The following is a 20,084-nucleotide window of genomic DNA, read 5'->3' as shown; positions in this document are numbered from 1 at the left end:
ATGCCGATTCCGACCGATTTGATCATTGGGCAGCGCGCCGTGCCGGGTAAAAACGGCACGATTCGCGCCGTCGACGCAGCGAGCGGCGCCGCGCTCGAACCGGCGTTCGGCGGCGCGACGCCGGCGGACGTCGAGGCGGCCGGCGCGGCGGCGTGGCAGGCGTTCGACGCCTATCGCGAGACCTCGCCCGACGCGCGCGCCCAGTTTCTCGAGGCGATCGCGCAGAACGTACACGACCTCGGCGACGTGCTCGTCGAGCGCTGCATGGCCGAGAGCGGGCTGCCGCGCGCGCGGCTCGAGGGCGAGCGCGGGCGCACCGTCGGCCAGTTGCGGATGTTCGCCGAAGTCGTGCGCAACGGCGACTGGCTCGGCGCGCGCCTCGACCCGGCGCAGCCCGGGCGCAAGCCGCTGCCGCGCGTCGATCTGCGGCTGCGCCACGTCGCGCTCGGTCCCGTCGCCGTGTTCGGCGCGAGCAACTTTCCGCTGGCGTTCTCGGTGGCCGGCGGCGACACGGCCTCGGCGCTCGCGGCCGGCTGTCCCGTCATCGTGAAGGCGCATTCGGCTCATCCCGGCACGAGCGCGCTCGTCGGCGCGGCGGTGAAAAAAGCGGCGGCCGACTGCGCGATGCCCGACGGCACGTTCTCGCTGCTGTTCGACGCGGGCATCGAGGTCGGCCAGGCGCTCGTGAAGAACCCGCGCGTCAAGGCGGTCGGCTTCACGGGCTCGCGCCGCGGCGGCGTCGCGCTGATGAACCTCGCGGCGGCGCGCCCCGAGCCGATTCCCGTCTACGCCGAAATGAGCAGCATCAATCCCGTCCTGCTGTTTCCGGCGGCGCTGAATGCGCGCGCGGAGGCGATCGGCGCGGCGTTCGCGGCTTCGCTCACGCTCGGCGCCGGGCAGTTCTGCACGAACCCGGGGCTCGTCCTTGCGGTCGACGGGCCGGACCTCGACCGCTTCGTCGTGGCGGCCTCGAAGGCGCTCGCGGACATCCCGGCCGCGACGATGCTCACGCCCGGCATTCACGCGGCCTACGAGTCGGGCGTCGCGCGCACGGCGGCGCATCCCGACGTGACGACGCTCGCGCGCGGCCTCGCGGCCGAGGGCGCGAACCGCGGCCGTGCCGCGCTGTTTTCGACGACGGCCGAGGCGTTCGAGGCCGACCCGGACCTGCACGACGAGGTGTTCGGCGCGGCCGGGCTGATCGTGCGCTGTCCCGACCGCGAGACGATGCTCGTGCTCGTGGAAAAGCTCGAAGGACAACTGACGGTGGCGCTACACATCGACGAGGCTGATTACGAGAGTGCGCGCGCGTTTCTGCCGGCGCTCGAACGGCGCGCCGGCCGCGTGCTCGCGAACGGCTTCGGTACGGGCGTGGAGGTCGGGCATGCGATGGTGCACGGCGGCCCGTATCCGGCCACGTCGGACGGACGCTCGACCTCGGTCGGCAGCCTCGCGATCGCGCGGTTCCTGCGGCCCGTCAGCTATCAGGATTTACCCGAGGCGCTGTTGCCGGCCGCGCTGCGGGAGGCCAATCCGCTCGGTCTGAACCGGCGCGTGGACGGCAGGCTGCAGATCGCGCCGCGCGGGTCGTAACGCCGCGCAAGCGAGCGGGTCTGCGTCGATGACGCCCGCTTGAGCCAATCGAGCCGACGGGCCGATCGGCGTGCCTATCGGTTCAGGCGGTTCAGGCGGTTCGAGCAGCTCAAGCGGCTCGAGCGGCACTCATCGGCGCAGGCGAGACCCGGCGCACGCATTCCGCGCAGACACAACGAGGGCGCACCGCGCCCGACAAGGCAAGGAGACAGGCCAAATGGAAGCAACGCACGTAGGCGCAGTCCGCATGTCCAGCACGCGATGGAAGATTTTCGTGCTGCTGCTCACGCTCGTATCGCTGAACTACATCGACCGCGCCGCGCTCTCGGTCGCCATGCCGACCATCGCGCAGGAGTTCCGGATGACGCCCGAGCGGCAGGGGCTCATCCTGAGCGCGTTCTTCTGGACCTATCTCTTCATGCAGGTGCCCTCGGGCGTGCTGGCCGACCGCTTCAAGCCGCGCGCCGTGATCGCGGCCGCGGCGATCGGCTGGGGCTTCTTCCAGGCCGTCGGCGCCGCCAGCGTCGGCTGGTTCTCGCTGCTGCTCACGCGCTTCGGCCTCGGCATCAGCGAGGCGCCGATCTATCCGGCCGGCGGCAAGCTCAACGCGATGTGGCTCACGCAGAACGAGCGCACGCGCGGCGCGGCGCTGCTCGACGGCGGCTCGGCGCTCGGCTCGGGCGTCGGCGCGGTGGTCACGGCGCTCCTGATGGGCTGGCTCGGCTCGTGGCGCGCGGCGTTCGTCGTGGCCGGCGGCGGCACGATCCTGTGCGGCCTCTGGGCCTGGTGGTACATCCGCAACATGCCGCGCGAGCATCCGCGCATCAACGAGGCCGAGGCGGCCTACATCGAGCAGGCGCTGGCCGAGGAGGACCGCCACGAGCCGCAGGCCGAGGCCGGCACCTCGCTGCTGAGCTTCTTCCGCTATCGCTCGGTCTGGGCGATGTGCGTGAGCCACACCTGCACGAACCTGATCTTCTACGGCCTGATGACCTGGCTGCCGACCTACCTGTACAAGGCGCACGGCTTCGACCTCAAGTCGATGGGCAACGCGACGTTCCTGATCTTCGCGATGGGCTTCGTCGGCGAGGTCGTCGGCGGCTGGATCGCCGACCGCAGCAAGGCGCAGGGCACGGGCGCGAACTTCGTGTACCGCACGATGATGATGGTCGGCGCCGCGGCCGTGGCGCTGTCGATGTGCGCCGTCGCGTATGCGGGTTCGCCGTTCGCGGTCGTGATGCTGTTGTGCGTGTCGCTTTTCTTCGTGCGCTGGTGCGGCGGCTGCAACTGGGCGACGCCGTCCATGCTCGCGACGCGCCGGCGCGCCGGCACGCTATGCGGCATCATGAACTTCGTCGGCAACATCGCGGGCATCTTCGTACCGATCTTCATCGGCTTCATCGTCCAGCACACGGGTTCGTACTTCCTCGCGCTGATGTTTTTCGTCGCCGTGGCGATCGTGCAGATGCTCTGCACGCTGTTCATCAACTACGAGAAGAAGCTGGCGGTCTGACGAAGACCGGACGGCAGGACGGCAGGACGATTCGGGGGGCGGAGAATTGCTGCAGAGGCGCTTATACGCGGGCCCGGATCTGGCGCGGGCCCACAGCATCGACGAGTTGCGCGGCCTCGCGCGCCGGCGCGTGCCGAACTTCTGTTTCGAGTACCTCGAGGGCGGCGCGGAGGACGAGCTGACGCTGCGGCGCAACCGCGACGTGTTCGGCGAGATCGCGTTCAGGCCGCGCTCGCTCGTGGACGTCTCGCGCCGCAACGTCGGCATCACGCTGTTCGGCAAGCCGAGCGCGGCGCCGTTCCTGATCGGCCCGACCGGTTTCAGCGGACTGCTCGCGCACGAGGGCGACCTCGCGCTCGCCGGCGCGGCCGCGGAAGCCGGCATTCCGTTCGTGCTCAGCAACGCGTCGACGACGTCGCTCGAGGACGTCGTGCGGCGCGCGGGCGGGCGCGTCTGGATGCAGGTCTATATGTACCGCAACCGCGCGTTCGTCGAGAAGCTGGCGCGCCGCGCGCTCGCGGCGAACGTCGAGGCGCTCGTGCTGACGACCGACAGCGCGGTGTTCGGCAAGCGCGAGTGGGACATGCGCAATTACGCGCGGCCGCTCGAACTCGACTGGCGCAACCGGCTCGACGCGGCCCTGCATCCGCGCTGGATGTTCGACGTGCTGGTGCCGCACGGCATGCCGCGCTTCGCGAACCTGGGCGACCTGCTCGCGCCGGGGCAGGACAGCGTGCGCGGCGCGGCCCAGGCGCTGGCGCGAGCTCGACCCGTCGCTCGCGTGGGAGCACGTGCGCTGGCTGCGCGAGCGCTGGCCGAACCGGCTGATCCTCAAGGGGCTGCTCGGCGCCGAGGACGCGGCGCTGGCCGTGGCCGCCGGCGCGGACGGCATCGTGCTGTCGAACCACGGCGGGCGGCAGCTCGACGGCGCGGTCTCGGCGATGGACGTCCTGCCCGAGGTGGTCGCGCGCGTGGACGGTCGCCTCGCGGTGCTGCTCGACGGGGGCTTTCGACGCGGCGCGGACATCGTGAAGGCGATGGCGCTCGGCGCCGACGGCGTGTTGCTCGGCCGCGCGACGAGCTACGGCCTCGCGGCCGGCGGTCGGCGCGGCGTCGCGCGCGCGATCGAGATTCTGAAGAGCGAGGTGGACCGCGTGCTCGGGCTGCTCGGCTGCACGGACGTGGACGAGCTCGACGCGCGCTACCTCGACTGGCCCCGCCATGCTTCGCCGCGCGAATCCGACGAGCCGCGCATGCAGGTGGTTTCTTCCTTTCCATGACATGCCGCCCGGGCGGCGACACGATAGATCAAGACCATGACAGACAAGATCCAGATTCCCGCGCGCATCCGGCGCGTCGGCATGATCGGCCTCGGGCTGATGGGCGAGGCGATCGCGCACAACGTCCTGACGCACGGCTTTGCGCTGACGGTGCTCGCGCACCGCAGCCGCGACGCCGTGGAGGCGCTGGTGGCGCGCGGCGCCGCCGAGGCGGCCTCGGCCGAAGCGCTCGCGCGCGACGTGGACGTGGTGCTGATCAGCGTGACGGGCACGCCGCAGGTGCGCGACGTGCTCGTGCGCGAGCGGGGGCTGCTGGCGGGCGCGCATGCCGGCCTCATCGTCGTCGACGCGACGACGGCCGACCCGGAGTTCGCGCAGGAAGCCGCGACGGCGCTCGCGGCGCGCGGCGCGCAGTTCCTCGACGCGCCCGTGAACCGCACGCCGAAGGAGGCGCGCGAAGGGCGCCTGAACGTGCTCGTCGGCGGCGCGGCCGAGCTGGTCGAGACGGTGCGGCCGCTCTTCGACACGTTCGCGGAGACGGTCCATCACCTCGGCGCGCTGGGCTCCGGCTATCGCGCGAAGCTGATCCACAACTTCGTCGCGCAGGCGAACGCCGTCGTGCTGGCCGAGGCGTTCGGCACGGCCGCGAAGGCGGGGCTGAACCTGCGCGCGTTCACGGACCTGTGCCGGCTGAGCGGCGCGCACAGCCGGACGTTCGACCGCATCGTGCCGTTCGTGCTCGAAGGCGACGACAGCGGCCAGCAGTTCGCGCTGCGCAATGCGTTGAAGGACATGCGCGCCTACACGCGGCTGGCCGGCGAATACGCGTCGACGGCGATCGTCGCCGAGGCCGCGCGCCAGGTCTATCTGCTTGCGACCAACCTCGGCCACGGCGACCGCTACGTGCCGCATCTGTTCGACGTCGTGGGCGAGCTGAACGGCGTGCCGGTGCGCGCTGCGTCCTGAAAAGCGCCTGAACTCAAGACGCGAGGCGGGCGCGGCGCCTGCGGCCCCCGGGCCGCGGCCCGGCGCGCGCGACCGTGCCCGACCGCGAGAACCGTAGCCGCCAGGCGAAATCCGTATTCCCGCCGGGCGGCGGGATGGCCTAAAGTCGCCGGGATGACCTGGAGCATCCGATGGCACTGCATCTCGATCTGGCGGACATGCGGCTCTTCGTGAACATCGCGGAGAGCCGCAGCCTTACGCGGGGCGCGGAGCGCTCCGGCATTTCGCTGCCGGCCGCGAGCCTGCGCATCAAGAATCTGGAGGACGGCATCGGCGCGAAGCTGCTCTACCGCGCGAGCACCGGCGTCACGCTGACGCCGCCCGGCGACACGCTGCTGCACCACGCCCGCGTCGTGCTCCAGCAGATCGAGCGTCTCAAGGGCGACCTGCAAGCTTACACGGACGGCGTCAAGGGGCATCTGCGCATCGCGGCGAATACGACGGCGATCACCGAGATGCTGCCGGCCGCGCTGAGCCGCTTTCTCGCCAGCCATCCCGACGTCGACGTCGAGTTGCGCGAGCGCCTCTCCGGCGACATCGTGAAGGCCGTCGGCGAAGGCATGACCGACATCGGCATCGTCGCCGGCAACGTGCTGACCGAAGGGCTCGAAGTGATGCCGTACCGGCAGGACCGGCTCGTCATCGCGGTCGCGGCCGGGCATCCGCTCGCGAGCCACGACGCCATCGACTACCGCGACACGCTCGACTACGACTTCGTCGGCCTGCCCGAGGGCAGCGCGATCCACGCGTTCTCGGTGCAGGCCGCGCGCGTGCTGAACCGGCCGCTGCGCATGCGCATCCACGTCGGCAACTTCGAGGCCGCCTGCCGGATGATCGAGATGGGCGTCGGCATCGGCATGCTGCCCGAACTGCCGGCGCGCCGCTACGAGAAGCAGATGCAGATCCGCATTCTCGCGCTCAACGACGACTGGGCCGTGCGCAACCTGAAGATCTGCACGCGCAGCCTCGAAGCGCTGCCCGGGTTCGCCCGCGAGCTCATCACGCAGTTGACGAACGAGGCGCGCTGAACGCGCCGGCTCCCGTTCGTTGAGCCGACCTTCGCGCCGATTTCCGCTTCAACCGAGCAGCGGACCGACTTCCGCGATTTCCGGCATCGCGGCCACGCGCTCGAACAGCCGCCGCATCTCGGCCTCCGACGCCGCCTCGCCGAACGCCGCGAGCCGCAGCGCCTTCGCGCGCAGCTCGTCGCGCGCGAGCGTGTTGCCGGGGTCGCCCTTCGGCTCGTCGACGCGCGCGCGCAGCGTGCGTCCGTCCGTCGTCGTCACCGTCACCTTGCCGATCCAGCGCGCCGGATAGGCGGCGTCGACCTCGGGGTCGAGCACCATCCGCACCTTGTCGCCGAACGCGCGCACGCGCGCCTCGCTGAACTGGTCCGCGAATTCGTTCAGGCCCGCGTTGCGGTGCAGCGCGATGAGGCCGAGCACCGTGCCCATCGAGAACTTCGCCTGATGCACGGTCTTAGGATCGACGACGGGGCCGAGCACGTCGAGCGCGCCCTGGTGCACGTGTGCCGTTACCTGCGCGACGTCGTCGGCCGCGAGCCCGTGTTCGGTCATCGCGAGGAGCAAGGCGTCGGCGGCCGGATGCGTGTGCCGGCACGACGCGTGGTACTTGAACGACGTTTCGGCCAGCGCCCAGCGCGTGCCGAGCCGGTCGACGAGCCGCGCCGGGTCCGCGTCGCCCGACATGCCGGCCGCCATGCCCTGCGCGCCGTCGAAGATGCGCGAGGCGCCCGTGAAGCCGTCACGGGCGAGGAACGCGGCCATCAGTCCGTTAGCGGCGGCCCGCGCGGTATGCAATTGCTTGGAGTCCGCGCCGTCGCGCAGGAATTCCCACAGGCCGGCCGCCTGGGTGCCGGCCGAGCCGAACGCGTGCAGCATCTGCGCCGCGGAGAGGTTCAGCATCCGGCCCGCCGTCGCCGCGGCGGCCAGCGTGCCGGCCGTGCCGGTCGTGTGGAACACGCGGTAGTGCGAGCGGCCGAGAAATTCGCCGACGCGGATGCCGACCTCGTAGCCCGCCGCCGCGCCCGCGATCAGCGCGCGGCCCGACAATTTCTCCTGCTGCGCGACGGCGAGCGCGACCGGGAACACCACGGTCGCCGGATGCAGCACCGAGCCGTTGTGCACGTCGTCCTGCTCGGCGTAGTGCGACGCCGCCGCGTTGACCATCGCGGCGAAGTAGGGCGTCGTGCGCCGCCGCGAGATCAGCACCTCGGCGTGGCCGCCCGTGCCGCCCATCTGCCGCGCGAACGCCTCGATCGTCTCGACCGGCCGCGCGCCCTTGCCCGCGAGCGCGGAGCCGGCCCAGTCGAGAAAGAGGTCCTCGGCGCGCGCGACGACCGCGTCGGGCAGATCGGAAAACTGCAGCGACGCCGCGAAGGCGGCTAGTTCCTTGCCGGGATGCGTGCTCATGCCGGTGTCTCCGTATGCGATGCGTGAGAAAGCGCCGCGATCTGCGCGGCGGAAAAGCCGAGTTCGGCCAGCACCGCTTCGGTGTGCTGGCCGAGCGCCGGCACGCCGTCCATGCGCGCCTCGAACGCGCTCGACGAGCCGGGCGGACGCAGCGCGGGCAGCCTGCCCTGCGGTGAGTCGATCTCGACCCAGCGCCCGCGCGCGTGCAGTTGCGGATGCGCGTAGACGTCGGCCATCGCGTTGACGTGCGCGTTCGCGATCTGCGCGGCGTCGAGCCGCTCGATCACCTGCGCCGCGGTCAGCCGCGAAAAATGTTCGACGACGAGGGCCGAGAGCGCCTCTCGTGCGGCCGAGCGCTTGAAGTTCGCGTCGAAGCGCGGGTCCGTCGCGAGCTCGGGCTGTTGCAGCACGACCTCGCAGAACGCCTTCCATTCGCGCTCGTTCTGCAGGCCGAGCATCACCTGGCGGCCGTCGCCGGCCGGGAACGGGCCGTAGGGGTAGATCGTCGCGTGCGAGGCGCCCGCGCGCGGCGGCGGCGACTGACCGTCGAACGCGTAGTACATCGGGTAGCCCATCCACTCGACCATGCTTTCGAGCATCGAGACGTCGAGGCGCGCGCCCAGGCCGGTGCGCCCGCGTTGCAGCAGCGCGGCGAGGATCTGGCTGTAGGCGACCATGCCGGCCGCGATGTCGGCGATCGAGCAGCCCGCCTTCGACGGCGTATCCGGCGTGCCCGTCACCGAGAGAAAGCCGGCTTCGCTCTGGATCAGCAGGTCGTAGGCCTTGCGGTCGCGATAGGGGCCATCGCCGCCGTAGCCGGAGATGTCGCAGACGATGAGCGTCGGGTGATCGCGGTGCAGCGCGTCGAAGCCGAGCCCGAGCCGCTCGGCCGCGCCGGGCGCGAGGTTCTGCACGAGCACGTCGGCTTTTGCCACGAGCCGGCGCAGCGCCTCGGCCGCGAGCGGCGCCTTCAGGTCGAGCTCGACGCTTTCCTTTGAGCGGTTGGTCCAGACGAAATGCGACGAGAGCCCGCGCACGCGTTCGTCGTAGCGGCGCGCGAAGTCGCCCGCGCCGGGCCGTTCGATCTTGATCACGCGCGCGCCGAGGTCGGCGAGCTGGCGCGTGCAGAACGGCGCGGCGATCGCGTGTTCGAGCGAGACCACGGTGATGCCGTCGAGCGGTCGCATGGCTTCGCCTCCTCAGAACGAACGCGGCAGCCCGAGCACGTGCTCGGCGACGTACGACAGGATCAGGTTCGTCGAGATCGGCGCGACCTGGTAGAGGCGCGTCTCGCGGAACTTGCGCTCGACGTCGTACTCGGCCGCGAAGCCGAACCCGCCGTGGAACTGCAGGCACGCGTTGGCGGCTTCCCACGACGCGTCGGCCGCGAGCAGCTTCGCCATGTTCGCTTCCTCGCCGCAGGGCTCGTGCGCGTCGAAGCGCGCGCAGGCCTTGAAGCGCATCAGGCTCGCGGCCTCGGTGTTCACGTAGGCGCGCGCGATCGGAAACTGCACGCCCTGGTTCTGCCCGATCGGGCGGCCGAACACGATGCGCTCGTTCGCGTACTTCGTCACCTTCTCGATGAACCAGTACGCGTCGCCGAGGCATTCGGCGGCGATCAGCGTGCGCTCGGCGTTCAGCCCGTCGAGAATGTAGCGAAAGCCCTTGCCTTCCTCGCCGATCAGGTTTTCCGCAGGAATTTCGAGGTTGTCGAAGAACAGCTCGTTGGTCTCGTGGTTGACCATGTTCGCGATGGGTCGCACCTCCAGGCCGTGGCCGGTCGCCTCGCGCAGGTCCACCATGAAGATCGACATGCCGTCGGACTTGCGCGCGACCTCGGCGAGCGGCGTCGTGCGCGCGAGCAGGATCATGAAGTCCGAATGCTGGATGCGCGAGATCCACACCTTCTGGCCGTTGATCACGTAGCGGTCGCCTTGCTTCACGGCCGTGGTCTTGATCTTCGTGGTGTCCGTGCCCGTCGTCGGCTCGGTGACGCCCATCGACTGCAGACGCAGCTCGCCGCTCGCGATCTTCGGCAGGTAGTGGCGCTTCTGCGCCTCGGAGCCGTGGCGCACGAGCGTGCCCATGTTGTACATCTGGCCGTGGCAGGCGCCGGAGTTGCCGCCCGAGCGGTTGATCTCCTCCATGATGACCGAGGCCTCGGTCAGACCGAGACCCGAACCGCCGTACTCCTGAGGAATCAGCGCGGCGAGCCAGCCGGCCTGCGTCAACGCGTCGACGAAGGCTTCGGGGTAGCCGCGCGCTTCGTCGATCTTGCGGAAATAGTCGGGCGGAAACTGTGCGCACAGGTCGCGCACCGCCTCGCGAATGTCGCCGAACCCTTCGTCTCCCAATGCCTTGAATGTCATGAGGGCGTCCTCTTCCTTGCTTCGCCGGCGGTTTTTAGATGAATGGTCCTGCTGTGCGCTGCGCCTGCCGGAGGATCGCCAGCATGCGCGCGCCGTGTGCGGCTGGCAATTCGGAAGTTCGGAAGGGACGCTTTGCGTGCCCTTAACCGATGCTCGCTTACCCTGGTCGGCGCGCGGCCCGCGCTCGCGAAGGCTTGTGCCGGCGGCCCCTTAACCGCGGGCTAAGCAGGGCTTAGGCACTTTCGAATTGTGTCGGCGCACTCGATGCAGCAGGCTTTTCTTCCGGATCATCGGGAATGCGACACGTGGATATCGACTATCTGAAGCAGTGGGTGGGCCGCACGGAAACGCGCACCGACACGATCGCGCCCGTGCCCATCGACGCGCTCAACGCGCTGCTCGATCGCGACGACGCGCCGGCGTCGCCGGGCGACGCCGTGCCGCCGCTCTGGCACTGGCTCTACTTCCTGCCCGTCGTGCGCAGCTCGCTCGTCGGCCCCGACGGCCACCCGATGCGCGGCGGCTTCCTGCCGCCGGTGCCGTTGCCGCGCAGGATGATCGCGGGCGGGCGCGTCGAGTATCCGGGGCAACTGCGCGTGGGCGACACCGTCACGCGCCGCGCGCAGATTCTGCGCGTCGATCACAAGGCGGGGCGCACCGGCGACCTCGTGTTCGTCACGGTGCGCAACGAACTGACGACGCCGCGCGGGACCGCGCTCGTCGAAGAGCAGGACATCGTCTACCGCAACGTCGCGCCGCCCGGAACGGCGCCGCCGCCGACGCAACTGGCGCCGGCCGGGCATCTGTGGGACCGCAAATTCACGCCCGACGAAGTTGTCCTGTTCAAGTTCTCGGCGCTCACGCTCAACGGCCACCGGATTCACTACGACCATCCGTACGTGACCCAGGTCGAGGGCTATCCCGGCCTCGTCGTGCATGGGCCGTTGATCGCCGTGCTGCTGGCGGACCTCGTGCGCCGCCACGTGCCCCGGCGCGCCGTGAAGCGCTTCGCGTACCGAGCGGTGAGCCCGACGTTCCACACCGCGCCGTTCTTCCTGTGCGGCACGCCCGAGGGCGAGAACGGCGCGTCGCTCTGGTCGAAGAGCGTCGAGGGGCAACTGGCGATGCAGGCCGACGCGGTGTTCGGATAGCGTGCCGCCGCCGGGGCGCGCGTCATGTAGCCCGTCGTGACGGGAGCGGCCGGGCGCACGATTTCAATAGAACGGAAAGGGAGGAGACACTCATGCAAACGGAACTCCATGCGCAGCAGTCGGCGCGCGACCTCGTCGCGAGACTCGACCGGCTGCCGGCGTGGCCGCACTCGATGTCGGTGATCTGGGTCGTCGGCGCCGGCTACCTGATCGCGTTCTTCGACATCACCAACGTCGCGTTCGGCCTGCCCGTCTTCAGCAAGGTGCTGCACCTGAGCACCCAGCAGCAGGCGCTGCCGATCACGGCGAGCCTCGTCGGCTACGTGGTCGGCGCCTGGCTGAACAGCAACTTCGCCGACGCGGCCGGACGGCGGGCCGGCATCGCGATGGCGACCGTGCTGTTCTCGGTCGGCTGCATCGCCACGACGTTCTCGTCGGGCCTCTCGTCGATGGTGATCGGCCGCTTCGTCACGGGCATGGGGATCGGTGCGGAGATCGCCGTGATCTCCGCGTACATCGGCGAGATGGCGCCCGCGCCCGTGCGCGGCCGCTACACGGGGCTCGCCAACGTGTTCGCGATGGTCGGCCAGGGCGTCGTGCCGATCGTCGCGCTCGCGCTCGTGCCGAACTTCGCGTGGGGCTGGCGCGCGATGTTCCTGCTCGGCGCGCTCGGCGGCTTCACGCTGTTCGCGTTCCCGTGGCTGCCCGAGTCGCCGCGCTGGCTGCTCAGCAAGCACCGCGTCGCCGACGCCGAGACCATCGTCGCGGCCGCCGAGGCCCACTACGTGCGCCGCACGGGCCGCGCGCTGCCGCCGCTCGCCGACGCCGCGCCCGAAGTCGAGGCGAAGGGCTTCCCGACCTTCGCGCTGTTCAAGCCGCCGTTCGCGGGCCGCCTCGCGCTGCTCTTCGTGCTCTGGTTCGTCTGGTATATCGGCACCTACACGTGGCTCGGGCTCGGGCCGACGTTCTTCGTCTCGAAGGGCTATACGCTGACGGGCAGCATCCTGTTCATGCTCGCGAGTTCAGTCGGCTATCCCGTGGGCTCGCTGCTCGCGACCGCGATCGGCGACACGTTCGAGCGCAAGCACACGATCCTGGCCGGGATGCTGCTGTGGACCGTCTGCTTCGTCGCGATCGGCGTCGCCGCTGCGCCGGCCCTCATCTACGTGGCCGTGTTCCTGCTCGCCGGTTCGCTCGGCTTCTTCCTGCCGCTGATGTACGCGCTGACGGCCGAGAGTTTCCCGACCCGGGCGCGCGCGACGGGCGTTTCGCTGACCGACGGCGCCGGCCACCTCGGCGGCGCGGTCGGCCCGATTCTCGCGCTGGCCGTCTACGCGTGGGGCGGCATCGGCTCGGGCTTCACGACGGTGTTCCTGTTCATGGCCGTCACGGGTGCGCTGACCGCCATGCTGCTGCCGTTCACCGTGAAGGCGACGCGCCGCTCGCTCGAAGTGGTGACGCGCGAGACCGCGCCGGACGACGCGCTGCCGGCCGGGTTCGAAGCCGAGAAGTTCGGGCGTTCGTGAAGGAGCAGGGGAGAAACGAGGGGGAAAAAGAAAGGCCGGACGCGGCGCGCGCCCGGCCCCGATGACGACGCGGGTCGGGAGGGTGTCCCGCGCTTTGCGTTCAGCCCGCGAGTTTGCGGAACGTTTCGAGCACGGCGTCGCCGCGGAACGGCTTCACGATCCAGCCCTTCACGCCGGCGGCCTTGCCGCGCTCCTTCATCGCCGGGCTGCTTTCCGTCGTCAGCATGATCACGTTGACGCTCGTGTTGCCGAGTTCGCTGCGGATCTTCTCGGCCATCGTCAGGCCGTCCATGTTCGGCATGTTCACGTCGCTGACGACGAGCCGGATGCCCGGGTCGGCCTTCAGCTTGCCGAGCCCGTCCTTGCCGTCCACGGCCGTCGCGACGTCGAGGCCGTTGCGGGTCAGGAAGCCCGCCACCTCGTCGCGCACCGTGCTCGAATCGTCCACCACCAGGATCTTCGCCATCGTTTCTCTCCAGTCACGTCCAGCATGCCGTGAGGCGCGCCGCGCCGCACGCGCGTTCAAAAGTCGTTCAAAACAGTTCGAGCTCGCCGCCGTCGACGAGCGCGTCGACCTCATACACGGTTTCCGCGAAGTCCTCGGGCAGCCAGTTCAGGCTGAACACGAAGCGCTGGTCGACCGTCACCGAGCGTCCCGTCGCCTCGTCGGTCAGCCGGTACTTGAAGCACAACTGCGGGTTGCTCGAGCCGAACGAGATGTAACGATGCCGGTGGTTCACGAGGAGCGGCACCTGCACGGTCATGCGCGCGGCGTCGCCGGGCTTGCTCATGAAGCGGTCCTTGAAGGCGCCCCAGATCAGGTTCGTCAGCTCGCCGAGCAGGCTGTTCAGGTCGCGAAAGTCCACGCGGCCTTCGTGCCCGTCGAGCTGCGCGATCAGTTCGAGCATCGGTTCCTCCTCGACCTGCATCATCATGTAGCCGCGGCACCAGGCGCTTTCGAGCGGAATGAGGCTGAACACCTCGCCGAAGATGATGCGGTCGCGCACGATGTAGGCCGTCTCGCGGCTCACCGCGAGACGGCGGAACAGGCTGCCGAGGCGCGCCTCGGTGATCTCGCAGATGCCGCGCACGAGCGCGCTCGGGAAGTCGAGGCTGAACAGGTATTCGTCGACGGCCGCGCGCAACGGCGCCATGTCGGTCGTCGTGAACGCCGCGCAGACCACTTCGCGCAGCGTCGGCGCGAGGCCGTCGAGCGTGGGTTCGCCGGGGCGGCGCAGGATGATCGGCAGCTCGGGGCGCAGCGCGTGGATGCTCTGCGCGACGGCCGCGCTGTCGGCCGCGGCGCCGCCGTAGTTCTCGGCGAGCAGGACCGCGCCGAGGTCGATGTTCGAGCGCAGCACGGCCATGAGCCGATGCCGGCGCGCCTTCAGCGCGACGAGATGGTGTTCGTCGCAAAAGCGCTTGATGGCCTCGGCGCTCGCCGGATCGTCCTCGAGCACCAGCATCTTCGCGACGGGCCGGCTCGCGGTTTGGGAAAGATCGTCTGCCATTCGCCTGCCCCTCAGAAAAGTTCGAGTTCGCCGCCGGCGTCGGCCGTTTCGGTCTCGACGATTTGCGCGTCGAAGTCGATAGGCGCGTTCGCGCAGATGCACAGCGTCGCGCCGATCTCGACGGCGCCGTCGATCGTCACGCGGTATGCCGCCAGGTGGGCCGGCTTCAGTTCGTCGAAGTGGCCGAGGCTGCGCCCGCCGAGCACGTACGGCGTCGACATCCCCAGATCGGGAAAATGCTCGACGAGCTGCTGGTTCAGCGCGCCGCAGCACAGGTTGCTGACTTCCATCAGCGCGTCGAGCAGCGGCCGCTCGTCGTCGCCGCGATAGTGGCGGCTGGTCGGCTCGTCGTCGCGGAACTGCAGCGCCATCAGCAGCCGGAACGTCATCGACGAGATCGTCAGCACCATGATGTCGGACGGCTCGCGCCCGATGCTCGCGGCGTCGGCCGGCGCCGCGGGCTCGATCTCGCAGGGGCTGCCCTCGCGGGCGGGCAGGCGCGTGCGCGCGGACTGCCGGAAGATGCGTTCGAAACTCTCCGCCGCTCGCGCGCTGATCATGCGGCCTGCCCGAATTGCGCGTGGAGCTGGCTCGCGAGCGCCTCGACGCTCGCGAGCGAGGCCGCGATCATCTTGCCGCCGGCCTGGATGTCCTGGAACGTCGCCGTCGTGACCAGATCGTTGCGGCTCAGGCTGTCGCTGTAGCTGTGCGAGAGCTCCTGCGAGCGCGTGGCGAGCGAGCGGACCTCGCCCGCGACGATCGAGAACCCGCGGCCGGCCGCGCCCGCGCGCGCCGCCTCGATCGACGCGTTCAGCGACACGATCAGCACGTGCGCGACGATCGACGAGAGTTCTGCGTTCTTGCTGTGCATGTCGCGGTTCTGCGCCATCAGCGAGCTCATCTGCTCGTGCCAGCGCTCGAACGTCGCGTTCAGCCCTTTCAGCCGGCCCGCCTCGGCGGCGATGCGCTCGGCGCGCTGCCGCCACTCGTTATTGCGCGCGGCGAGCGCGTCCAGTTCGTTTCGCAACTGCTCGACGGCGGCGAGGCGTTGCTCGAGTTCGCCCGTCAATTCGGCGATGCGCCGTTCGGATTCGCCCGCGCGTTCGTCGAGCTGCCCGGTTTGACGCGCGCGCGCGTCCTCGGCCTCCGCGAGCCGGCGCGCGAGCGCCTCGACTTCCTCGCGGTGCCGCCGCGCGGCGCGCGCGGACCGCCATCCGAGCCATGCGGCCAGCGCGAGCGCCGCGACGAACAGCGCGAATGCCGCTGCGGTCATACCGTATTCATTCGGCACGATAGTGTTTCCCTTCTTCCTTGCCTGGTAGGTCTATATCTGGCTGGACAGCGCGCCGTCGGGCTGCGTTTCGCTCGAGGCCGGGTCCGCCGTGCCGAGGCTGTCGACGGCCCAGCGGCCGGGCAGATGCACGATGGTCTGGAACCGGCGGTACGGCGCGCCCTGCTGCGTATCGGTGAAGCGCAGTTCGATGCGGCCGTTCTCGCGCGAGAGGAAGTCGCGCACCGCGTCCATGCCGACGCCGCGGCCCGACACCTCCGTCACCTGGCTCGCGGTCGAGAAGCCCGGCATGAAGATCAGTTCCGCGATTTCCTCGTCGCTCGCCTTCGCGTCGGGCGCGAGCCAGCCGCGCTCGATCGCGCGCTCGCGGATCTTGCCGAGCGCGAGCCCGCGGCCGTCGTCGCTCAGCGTGAGCTGGAGCGCGCCGCCGTCGGTGCCCGCCTCGATGTCGATGCGGCCCGCCGCGGCCTTGCCGTGCGCGAGGCGCTCGGCCGCCGGCTCGAGGCCGTGGTCGACCGAGTTGCGCACGAGGTGCATGAACACGTTGCGCACCGTCGGGCCCGCCTCGCCGCGCAGCCGGTAGCCGTTGTCGTCGACGTGCACTTCCGGCGCTTCCTTGTCGAGTTCCTGCGCGAGCGACGGCAGCGACGCGAACAGGCCCGAGAGCATGCCGGCCAGCGATTCCGTGCCGATCAGCGCGAGCCGGCGGCGCACCTCGTCGCGCATCGCCTGCAGCGCCTGCAGGTCGGCCGGGTTCGCGGCGTCGATGAGGCGCAGGCTCTCGTCGAGCCGCTCGCGTTCCGCGCCGCTCACGCCACTGGTCGATGCGCCCGCATGCTTGCCGAGCACCGATTCGTGCAGTTCCGCATAACGGTCGACGGCCTGCTTCACGCGCTCGAGGTCGGCGGCGAGCACGTCGCGGTCCCACGCCTCGTCGGTGTCGGGTTGGCGCAGCGCGTCGTAGCGCTGCTCGGTCTCGTGGACGATGCCCGTCAGGTGCCGGAGGCTGTAGGTGCGCGCGTTGCCCTTGATGGTGTGCATGTTGCGGAACAGCTCGGCCAGCGCGCCGTGGTCGGCCTGGGCGTGCTGCGTGATGATCCGCTCGTTGGCGCTGATGAAGCCCGACGCGCTTTCGACGAACTGCTGGAACTTGTCCTGGCCGACGGCGAGAATCTCGCCGATCATCTCGAGACGGCTGCGCTGCTCGCCCGCCTCGGCCGTGAGCCGGCGCAGCTCGGTCACGTCGCGCACGCAGAGCATCAGGCGCGTGACGACGTCGTGCTCGTCGGTGATCGCGGACCAGCTCAGGTCGAGCGTCTTCACGCGGCCGTCGGGCATGGTCCGGTTCACCTCGCTCGCGAGCAGGTGCTGGTTGAACTCGAAGTTCATCGCGTCCTCGCCGATGCACGCCTCCACGGCAGCGTCGACTTGCGCGAGCGCGTCGGCGGAGAGGTCGGTCTGGGCGAAGACGAGCGCCATGAGCGGCTGGCCGGCGATCTCGTTCGTCTCGAAGATCGTCTCGAGATAGGCCGAGTATTCGGCGTGGATCTTCGCGCCGTCGACGACGGTCAGGATGCCCTGCTGCATGTTCTGCAGCATCGCCTGGATGTCGGCGGTCTTCTGCTTGAGCTGCGCGGCGCTTTCCTCGATCTTCGCGATCATCTCGTTGAACGCGACGATCGAGCGGCCGATTTCGTCCATCCGGCCCACCGGCACGCGGCGCGTGAAGTCCTGGCTCGCCGCGATCTCGCTCATCATCGCCTGCATGCTGCTGAGCGGTTGGGTGATCTGGCGGTAGAGCATCCAGCCGATCGCGACGAGCAGCAGGATCGCGGCGCCGGTCGCGCCGGCGATCGCGAGCGTCGTCGTCGCCAGCGAATCGTTCAGCGCGCTGATCGCGTCGTCCTTCTGGCGGTTCTTCTCGATGCGCAGCGTCTCGACGATGCCTTCGAGCTCGTCGCTGTACTGGCCGACGTTCGCGAACAGATTGGCCTGGGCCAGCGTGTCGTTGCCGGCGGCCTTCATCTTCGCGGTGTCGGAGATGGCGGAGAAGTAGTTGGCCATGCTCTGGCGCGCCTGGGCGACGAGCCCGACCTGCGCGTGGGTGGCGGCGGCTTTCGCCTGCACGTCGAGCGCATCGCGCATCGCGCTTTCCTGTTTGCTCAACTGGTCCTGCGCCTGCGAAAGCGTGTTCGCGTCCGGCGCGTAGACGAGCGTCATGGTCGTGAGCTCGATGTCCTTGACCGTGGCGACGAGATCGGCCGAGGCGAGCGCGCTAGGCACGACGCCCTGCGTGACCTGCCGGACCTCGGCCGCGCTTTCGCGCGTGCGATAAACCGCGAAGGCGCCAATGATCGACAGCGCGACGAACATCAATATCACGAGTAGCGTGATGCGATGGCGAATGGTCATGATCCGTAACTCCCGTAGCGTTTTGGATCGGCATGTCATTCTTTTGGCGCGCGGATGGCTTGCCGAGCGACGGATTATCGAGGAGCGGATGTTACGTAACGATGACGGTCACAGGATGCGGCATCGTTTTCCGGGCGCGATGCGGAGATTGAAAAGGCCCCGTTTTTTAGGCGCGAAAAACGTTCAAGTTTCCAGCGCGAGGGCCGTTCTCTCTATTTAATATGCGCGGCGTTCCCGAATGCCGCGGCGCGCCGGGGAGGCTTGCCGTTCGCGCGGCCGGTTGCCGGTGCCGACCGGGGTTGAACGGTCGCGCATGATAAAATCGCCGATTCGGCTTCGCACGCCATCGGGGTTCGACGGGGATTCAAGCGGGGGTTTGAACGAAAGGCAACGCGCCAACGCGCCGGTCCGGACGTCCCCCTTTCTCCACGGCCGCCTTCTTCGGGCGACGTCCCTGTGCGGCGAGACCTCGACCTATACTGCATGGGCCGGCCGCAAGCCGCCGGCCCGACCATGCCGGCCCGCCGCGCGGGGCGCGCCGGCCTATTCACGGAGCTTCGCGGTGACTCGAACAGACGCTAAAAACGGCGCGCTCGTGCTGTTTTCCGGCGGCCAGGACTCGGCCACGTGTCTCGCCTGGGCGCTCGACCGGTACGACACCGTCGAGACGCTGGGCTTCGACTACGGCCAGCGGCACCGCATCGAACTCGACTGCCGCGCCGGCCTGCGCGAGGCGATGGCGCAGTCGTTCCCGGACTGGGCGTCGCGTCTCGGCGACGATCATCTGATCGACCTCTCCGTGCTCGGCTCGATCAGCGACACCGCGATGACGCGCGACATCGAAATCGAGACGGCCGCGAGCGGGCTGCCGAACACGTTCGTGCCGGGACGCAACCTGATGTTCATGACGATCGCCGCGGCGATCGCCTACCGGCGCGGCCTGCGGGTGCTTGTGGGCGGCATGTGCGAGACCGATTTTTCGGGCTATCCCGACTGCCGCGACGACACGATGAAGGCGCTGCAGGTCGCGCTGAACCTCGGCATGGACAGCCGCTTCGTGCTCGAGACGCCGCTCATGTGGCTCGACAAGGCCGACACGTGGCGGCTCGCGCAACAACTGGGCGGCGACGCGCTCGTCGAGCTGATCCGCGTCGGCACGCACACGTGCTACCTCGGCGAGCGCGGTGCGCTGCACGCCTGGGGCTTCGGCTGCGGCGAATGCCCGGCATGCCGGCTGCGCAAGCGCGGCCACGAGGCGTTCCTGGCCGGCGAGAACGTGAGCGGGCCGGTCTGACGGCGACGGCGGACAGCGGGCGAATCAGGCACAAATCGGACGAATCGGACAAACCAGCAGACGAATAGCGGCATGACTTACGCGGTCAAGGAAATTTTCTACACGTTGCAGGGCGAGGGCGCGAACGCCGGTCGTCCCGCCGTGTTTTGCCGGTTCGCCGGCTGCAACCTCTGGTCGGGCCGCGAGGAAGATCGCGACGGGGCCGTCTGCCGCTTCTGCGATACGGACTTCGTCGGCACCGACGGCGAGAACGGCGGAAAATATCGCGACGCCTCTGCCCTCGCGGCGAAGATCGCCTCGCTGTGGCCGCCGGGCGAGGCGCATCGCTTCGTCGTCTGCACGGGCGGCGAGCCGATGCTGCAGATGGACGCGCCGTTCGTCGACGCGCTGCACGCGGCGGGCTTCGAGGTGGCGATCGAGACCAACGGTTCGCTGCCGGTGCTCGAGTCGATCGACTGGGTCTGCGTGAGCCCGAAGGCGGATGCGCCGCTCGTCGTCACGAAGGGCGACGAGCTGAAGGTCGTGATCCCGCAGGACAACCAGCGTCTCGCCGACTATGCGACGCTCGATTTCGGCCATTTTCTCGTGCAGCCGATGGACGGCCCGTCGCGCGAGTTGAACACGAAGCTCGCGATCGACTGGTGCAAGCGCCATCCGCAATGGCGTCTGTCGATGCAGACTCACAAGTATCTGAACATTCCCTGAGC

At 69.5% G+C, this 20,084-nt stretch carries 16 protein-coding genes and 1 pseudogene; 9 read left to right on the top strand and 8 right to left on the bottom strand.

The features are described from left to right. The 5 genes and pseudogenes from CY652_RS11525 to CY652_RS11505 all read left to right on the top strand — a co-directional run bounded on the left by CY652_RS11525 (nucleotide 1) and on the right by CY652_RS11505 (nucleotide 6,419). Nucleotides 1–1,593, top strand: a complete 1,593-nt coding sequence (locus CY652_RS11525; protein ID WP_102130841.1) for an aldehyde dehydrogenase (NADP(+)) — start codon at nucleotides 1–3, stop codon at nucleotides 1,591–1,593. Between the two features lie 247 nt (nucleotides 1,594–1,840). After that, complete coding sequence (locus tag CY652_RS11520; protein WP_258002280.1) at nucleotides 1,841–3,106, top strand: MFS transporter; 1,266 nt, start codon at nucleotides 1,841–1,843, stop codon at nucleotides 3,104–3,106. Between the two features lie 49 nt (nucleotides 3,107–3,155). After that, a pseudogene (locus tag CY652_RS11515) lies at nucleotides 3,156–4,386 on the top strand (alpha-hydroxy acid oxidase). Between the two features lie 36 nt (nucleotides 4,387–4,422). Beyond that, the gene (locus tag CY652_RS11510; protein ID WP_102130839.1) at nucleotides 4,423–5,352 is read left to right on the top strand and encodes an NAD(P)-dependent oxidoreductase; all 930 of its coding nucleotides are present in this window, start codon (nucleotides 4,423–4,425) and stop codon (nucleotides 5,350–5,352) included. 176 nt (nucleotides 5,353–5,528) lie between these two features. Next, entirely contained in the window at nucleotides 5,529–6,419 is an 891-nt protein-coding gene (locus tag CY652_RS11505; protein WP_180970545.1) for a LysR family transcriptional regulator, read from the top strand. 48 nt (nucleotides 6,420–6,467) lie between these two features. Here CY652_RS11505 and CY652_RS11500 read toward each other — a convergent pair whose 3' ends face one another. From CY652_RS11500 to CY652_RS11490, 3 genes are read right to left on the bottom strand one after another with little or no spacing between them, the layout of a single operon-like run. Beyond that, nucleotides 6,468–7,823: an MmgE/PrpD family protein gene (locus CY652_RS11500; protein WP_102130837.1), complete on the bottom strand. Its 1,356-nt coding sequence runs from the start codon at nucleotides 7,821–7,823 to the stop codon at nucleotides 6,468–6,470. Further along, entirely contained in the window at nucleotides 7,820–9,010 is a 1,191-nt protein-coding gene (locus CY652_RS11495; protein WP_102130836.1) for a CaiB/BaiF CoA transferase family protein, read from the bottom strand. Before CY652_RS11495 ends, CY652_RS11500 begins: the two co-directional genes overlap by 4 nt. 12 nt (nucleotides 9,011–9,022) lie before the next feature. Then, nucleotides 9,023–10,192, bottom strand: coding sequence for an acyl-CoA dehydrogenase family protein (locus CY652_RS11490; protein ID WP_102130835.1), 1,170 nt, complete (start codon nucleotides 10,190–10,192; stop codon nucleotides 9,023–9,025). A 296-nt stretch (nucleotides 10,193–10,488) separates the two neighbouring features. Between CY652_RS11490 and CY652_RS11485 the strand changes: the two genes are divergently transcribed. Both CY652_RS11485 and CY652_RS11480 read left to right on the top strand, forming a co-directional pair. Beyond that, nucleotides 10,489–11,343 carry an FAS1-like dehydratase domain-containing protein gene (locus CY652_RS11485; protein ID WP_102130834.1) on the top strand — a complete coding sequence of 285 codons (855 nt, stop codon included), beginning with the start codon at nucleotides 10,489–10,491 and terminating at the stop codon, nucleotides 11,341–11,343. A 92-nt stretch (nucleotides 11,344–11,435) separates the two neighbouring features. Next, nucleotides 11,436–12,869: an MFS transporter gene (locus CY652_RS11480; RefSeq protein ID WP_102130833.1), complete on the top strand. Its 1,434-nt coding sequence runs from the start codon at nucleotides 11,436–11,438 to the stop codon at nucleotides 12,867–12,869. Nucleotides 12,870–12,969: 100 nt separating this feature from the next. Here the strand turns inward: CY652_RS11480 and CY652_RS11475 are convergent, their stop codons facing one another. From CY652_RS11475 to CY652_RS11455, 5 genes are all read right to left on the bottom strand, one after another. Further along, a complete protein-coding gene (locus tag CY652_RS11475; RefSeq protein ID WP_102130832.1) occupies nucleotides 12,970–13,335 on the bottom strand; it encodes a response regulator in 366 nt (121 codons plus the stop codon). 67 nt (nucleotides 13,336–13,402) lie between these two features. Further along, nucleotides 13,403–14,380, bottom strand: a complete 978-nt coding sequence (locus CY652_RS11470; protein ID WP_102130831.1) for a chemotaxis protein CheX — start codon at nucleotides 14,378–14,380, stop codon at nucleotides 13,403–13,405. 11 nt (nucleotides 14,381–14,391) lie between these two features. Further along, nucleotides 14,392–14,940 (bottom strand): hypothetical protein, encoded by a 549-nt coding sequence (locus tag CY652_RS11465; protein ID WP_102130830.1) that lies wholly within the window; start codon nucleotides 14,938–14,940, stop codon nucleotides 14,392–14,394. Further along, on the bottom strand, nucleotides 14,937–15,653 hold the full coding sequence (locus CY652_RS11460; protein ID WP_102130829.1) for a methyl-accepting chemotaxis protein: 717 nt from the start codon (nucleotides 15,651–15,653) through the stop codon (nucleotides 14,937–14,939). The genes CY652_RS11465 and CY652_RS11460 overlap by 4 nt, the downstream gene beginning before the upstream one ends. A gap of 51 nt (nucleotides 15,654–15,704) precedes the next feature. After that, nucleotides 15,705–18,083 (bottom strand): ATP-binding protein, encoded by a 2,379-nt coding sequence (locus tag CY652_RS11455; RefSeq protein ID WP_102130828.1) that lies wholly within the window; start codon nucleotides 18,081–18,083, stop codon nucleotides 15,705–15,707. Nucleotides 18,084–18,645: 562 nt separating this feature from the next. Between CY652_RS11455 and queC the strand changes: the two genes are divergently transcribed. Next, nucleotides 18,646–19,377 carry a 7-cyano-7-deazaguanine synthase QueC gene (gene queC, locus CY652_RS11450; RefSeq protein ID WP_102130827.1) on the top strand — a complete coding sequence of 244 codons (732 nt, stop codon included), beginning with the start codon at nucleotides 18,646–18,648 and terminating at the stop codon, nucleotides 19,375–19,377. 72 nt (nucleotides 19,378–19,449) lie between these two features. Then, nucleotides 19,450–20,082 carry a 7-carboxy-7-deazaguanine synthase gene (gene queE / locus CY652_RS11445; protein WP_102130826.1) on the top strand — a complete coding sequence of 211 codons (633 nt, stop codon included), beginning with the start codon at nucleotides 19,450–19,452 and terminating at the stop codon, nucleotides 20,080–20,082. Nucleotides 20,083–20,084: the final 2 nt, after the last annotated feature.

Origin of the sequence: Burkholderia sp. WAC0059, from assembly GCF_002870125.1 — a bacterium.
In the GTDB taxonomy this organism is placed as follows: Bacteria; Pseudomonadota; Gammaproteobacteria; order Burkholderiales; family Burkholderiaceae; genus Paraburkholderia.
The sequence above is the reverse complement of the archived record's forward strand: the minus strand, read 5'-3'. Positions and strand labels throughout refer to the sequence as shown.